Here is a 4,832-nt window from a genome sequence, read left to right on the forward strand (position 1 = left end):
GCAGCCGCCAACGCCCGCTCCCGCAACACCTCAAGGCTCGGCGCCTCAGTGACCGTCCGCTGCCCAGAAGCACCCATCACCGCTGATCTCCTGTCTCGACTGACTGCTTCATCGCACCGCACCGCACTGTCCCGACGGCCCGCACCGCTGTCGCGGCCGGTGCACCGCCCCCGGCCGCCGGCCGCCGTTCTCCGGCCGCGCCGCGGGCTCCCGCTGTTCCCGCTCTCATTGCCGCTCCCCCGCCCGCAGTTCGGTGGCGATCTGACGCCGGCCGGCGACCAGCGTCTCCACCACCACCCCGAGGCCGACCACCAGGGTCAGGCCCACGGTGGGCAGCAGCACCGGCAGCACCGCCGGGGTCAGGGTCTCCCGGACGGTGGCACCGACCAACGACGAGAGGTCGAAGGCGCCGCCCAGCAGGGCGACCGCGACCAGCGCCACCAGGCCACCGCCGACCGCCGCCGCCAGGGTCTGCGGCAACGCCTCGGCGATGATCAGCGCCAACCCCTGCCGGGGCCGCAACCCCATGGTCCGCAGCCGGGCGAGCACCGCCGTACGGTCCGGTGCGGCCCGCAGCAACGTCAGCAGCACGGCCAGCAGGGCGAACCCGGCGGCGGCGAAGCCCGCGTACCAGAACAACCGCCCGGCGGCGCGCTGCACCGGGTCGTCGGCCAGTGCCGCGATCGTCTCGCGGCTGCTGTGCACCACGTAGCCGGGCGGCAGCCCGGAGGTGGCCCTGCCCGCCGCCGTGGCCTCGTCGTTGACCAGCTTGGCGAGGCCCACCGCCTGCGCGCCGGTGCCGATGCCGCGCTCCATCAGCAGGGCCCGGACCCGGTCCGGCTCCACGTCGCCGACCGCGAACCACTTGTTCACCTTGGTCGCCCGCTGGAGCTCCGGCAGGTGCTCCTTCGCGGGACCGGCCGGCACCACGACGAAGGGCTTGCCCGGGTCCGGGAGGGCGGGCGTGGCGGAGACGATCCCGGCGACGCCGGTGGCCATCACGCTGCCGGTGGGCGTGCGCACCTGCGCGGCGCCCTTGGCCAGCTTGTCGGCGAGGTCCCGGCTGAACAGCGCGGGCACCGGGCTGTCCTTGCCGCCGGGAGCGTCCAGCACGGCCGGGTCGTACCCGCCGACCCCGGCGGTGCGGGAGATCTCCGCGTAGGCCTTGGGCTCGACCACCACGAGGATGGCGTCGGTGGTGCCCCGGTCGCCGCCGATGAAGGTGGCCCGCTCCTCGATCCAGGCGCCGGTCGCCGCCCGGACTCCGGGCAGCTCACCGGCCGCCGTGGTGAAGGCCTCCGGCAGGGTGGCGTAGACCGGGACGGCCACGGACACGTCGCCGCCGGTGGCGATGCGCCCGGCACGCGTCCGGGAGCGGTCCACCGTGTCGAGCACGGTGGCGCCGAATCCGGTGGCCGTGACCGCGATCAACAGGGCGAGCAGCGGCAGCACGGAGGGCTTGCGGCGGCCCGAGTTGTCGCGGGCGGCCCGGACCAGGCCGAGGAAGCCGACCAGCCCGCGCCCCCGCCCGGCGAGGGCGGCCAGCCAGCCGACCACGAGGGGCTCGATCCGGGCCAGCAGCAGCCCGCCGGACACGGCGAGCAGCAGCGGGGAGGCCACCAGCAGCGGGTCCACGCCACCACCGGCGTGGCCGACGCCGCGGCGCCGGACCTCCGCCACGGCCGCGGCGGTCACCGCCAGCACCGCGAGTTCGCCGATCACCCGGCGCCAGCCGCCGGCCGGCCGAGGACGCGCCCAGAGCAGCGCGGCCCGGGCCGGGAAGGCCAGGATCGCGAGCAGGGTCACGGCGAGTGCCAGCAGCACCGGGTTGCCCCACCGGGGGGTGGGCAGCAGCACCAGCGCCAGGGCCGTCCCCAGCACCGCGGCGGGGAGCACGGTCACGGCGCCCTCACCGAGAAGCCGCAGCAGCACCCCGCTGCGCGAACCGCCACGGGCCTGGAGCAGCCGGATCTCGCCGGCGCGGCGGTCCGTGCTGAGCGCCGCGGCCAGGCAGAGCACCACGACGGCGATGCCGGCGACGCCGGCCGGCCCGATGGCGCCCAGCGGGGCCGCGGCCTGGTAGCGGGCGGTGGCCCGGGTGAGGACGTCCGGCAGCAGCGAGGTGGCGTGCAGGTCGGCCCGGAGGGTGGAGTCGATCAGGGCGGTCATGCCGGGGCCGGCCGTGTACGAGGCGAGGGCCGCGTGCGTCCGGTCGAGCCGGTCGGCCCGCAGCGCGCCGGGGTCGACGGGCAGCCGCCAGAAGTCCTGGCCGCTCGAACCCCAGCGGGCCAGCGCGGGCAGGCTGCCGCCGTCGACGAAGCCGCTGGTCCAGTACCACGCGTCGTCGCCCTTGAGGCCCAGACAGGCCCTGGCCGGGCAGCCGAGCCCCTCCCAGAAGGGGTCCTTGGGGTCATTGACCCGGTAGAGGCCGACCACGGTGCTGCGCAGCTGCACCGGACCGTCGGTGCCGCTCTCGATGACGTCACCGAGCTTGATGTTGACGGCCTCGGCGGCCTGCTGGCTCAGCACGACCGGCAGCGGGCCGTCGGCCGGGGCGGGGCCCGGCCAGGTGCCCGCGGTGAGCGTCACCCGGTCGGCGAGGCCGTCCAGGTAGTACAGGCCGAGCCTCGGGTTGGCGTGGTCGGAGAGCCGGGTGAACCCCGGGTTGAACATCGAGCGCTCGGTCTTGACCCGGGTGCCGTGGACCTGGCCGACCGGGCTCAGCGGCAGCTGCCGTCCGATCTGCGCGCCCAGCTTCTGCCCGACGGCCCGGAGGTCGTCGGCGTTGTCGTTGGGGGTCGTCTCCGAGGTGAGTTCGAGGTTGGTCACGTTGGTGCCCAGGCCGCGGGCGAACTCCTGGAGCGCGGTGTCCGCGCCCCGGTCCGCGATCCTCGGGAAGGCAGCTGCCAGGAAGACGGTCACCAGGGCGAGGGCCGCCGTGAGCAGCGCGGCCAGGGGCATCGCCCGCAGCCTGGTGCGGACCCAGGGCGCGGGCCGGTAGGCCCGTGCGGGCGCGGGCCCCTGCTCCGGGGCGGGGGTGGGCACGGTCGTGCCGGCCTGGCTGGTCACATCTCCTCCACGTGGCGCAGCCTGGCGGCCACGTCTCGACGCCGGCGCCCGATCAGGAAGGCCGACAGCAGCGGGACGACGGCGATCGCGGCCGCGAAGAGCAGCGCCTGACCGAACGGCAGCTCGACCAGGGCCTCGGGCACCGGGCGGCGGGCAGCCGGGGTCAGCACCACGAAGGGCACGATCAGCCGGACGAGCAGGGCTCCGAGGGCGAGGCCGACGATCCCGCCGAGGCCGACCAGCACCGCGTTCTCGGCGGCGACGGTACGGGCGACCTGCCGGCGCGGCGCGCCCAGGGCGAGCAGCAGCGCGGAGTCCCGGGAGCGCTCGTGGGCGGAGCCGGCCACGGCGGCGCCGAAGCCGATCGCGGCGAGCACGGCGGTGACGATCGCGATGGCCATCAGCGCGCTCTGCGGGGCGGCGCCGACCGGGTCGCCGAGGAGGCCCTCGGAGACCTCGCCGTCGAGCGCGAGGTCCTGGCTGCCCGGAGCGCCGCGCAGGGCGGCGGCGGCCTCGGCCGGAGCCCGGTCCCCCGGCCCCGCGGCGGGCAACCACCACTCGGTGCGGGGCGGCAGGTTGCGGTCCTGGGCGGACAGCGACCGGGCGACCGAGCCGAGGTCCATCACCAGCGCCCGCCGGCCGGCCACCGGTACGGCCTCGACCGCTCCGGTCACCTTGACGGGGACGACGACCCCGCTGAGCGGCACCTGGAGGGTGTCGCCCACCGAGGCTCCGACGGCCTTCAGGTAGTCGCGGGTGGCGACGCCGCTGACGACGGCCGGAGCGGCGGCGCCGGCCGGGGTCAGCACGGCGCGCAGCGAGTCGCCGATGCCTCCGGCGGAGTGGTAGACGACCGTGAACAGGCTGTCGGCGGTGGCCGCTTCGGCAGCCAGGGTGGCCAGCGGGGAGCCGCCGGGACCGCCCCGGGGCGGCGGGGGCTTGAGGTTCCAGCCGGTGCCGGCCGGCACCGGGACGGTGGTGGCCGGTCCGTCGGCGCTCTCCGAGACGGCCAGGTTCCGCAGGGTGAGCTCGCCCTCGCTGCGGTCCCCGAAGGAGACGGTGGCGCCGACCACGGCCAGCGGCGCGGCGACCGAGCCCACCGGGGCGTCGACCAGCGCGCCGAGCCGGATCGAGGCGCGGGCTTGGCCGTTCAGCGGGAGCTCGCCGAACGGGACCTTGTGGACCAGGCCGAAGCGGTCCCTCAGCAGCAGCCGGACCTCGGGGGTCACCGGGCTGTTGAGGCGCCTGCCCACCTCCTGCTGGCTCACCGTGATGTCGGCGTCGATGCGCAGCGGGTGGCCGGGCAGCGGGATCCCGACGGGGGCGGGCGTGGCGAGCGTGCCGAAGACCTGCGCGCTGGTGTGTCCGTCGAGCAGGTCGGAGCGGACCGGGACGCGCTCGGCGAAGGCGGTGGCGTCCACGGCCAGCAGTTGGCCGGGGCCGCCCTGCAGCGGCTGCTCGTCACGCACCACCGGGACCAGCCGGTCGCCGCCGGGCAGGCTGCCGTAGCGGCCGGCCTGGCCCATCGGGGTGTTGTGCGAGCCGGAGATGCGCAGGCCGCCGGCGGTCTGGAAGGCGGCCTGGTCGCGCTGGGAGGCCGTCCAGGTGGCGTGCTGACCGAGCGCCAGCACGCCGGTGGCCACCGCCATGACGAGCAGCAGCACGGGGCCGGTGGCGCGGCCGGGCCGGCGGGCCAGCTGCCAGCCGACCATGGCCGGGCCGAGGCCTCGGCCGCGGGCGGCGAACCGGGCGCCGAGCCGGGC

At 76.7% G+C, this 4,832-nt stretch carries 2 protein-coding genes; both read right to left on the reverse strand.

What is annotated here, in order from left to right; genetic code table 11:
- Positions 1 to 225 precede the first annotated feature (225 nt).
- Entirely contained in the window at positions 226 to 3,069 is a 2,844-nt protein-coding gene (locus tag ACWD4P_RS37855) for a hypothetical protein (protein ID WP_449782772.1), read from the reverse strand.
- A partial coding sequence (locus ACWD4P_RS37860) for an ABC transporter permease (RefSeq protein WP_449782773.1) occupies positions 3,066 to 4,832 on the reverse strand: 1,767 nt, incomplete at its 5' end. The genes ACWD4P_RS37855 and ACWD4P_RS37860, both read right to left, overlap by 4 nt.

It is taken from the genome of Kitasatospora sp. NPDC002543 (assembly GCF_053594915.1).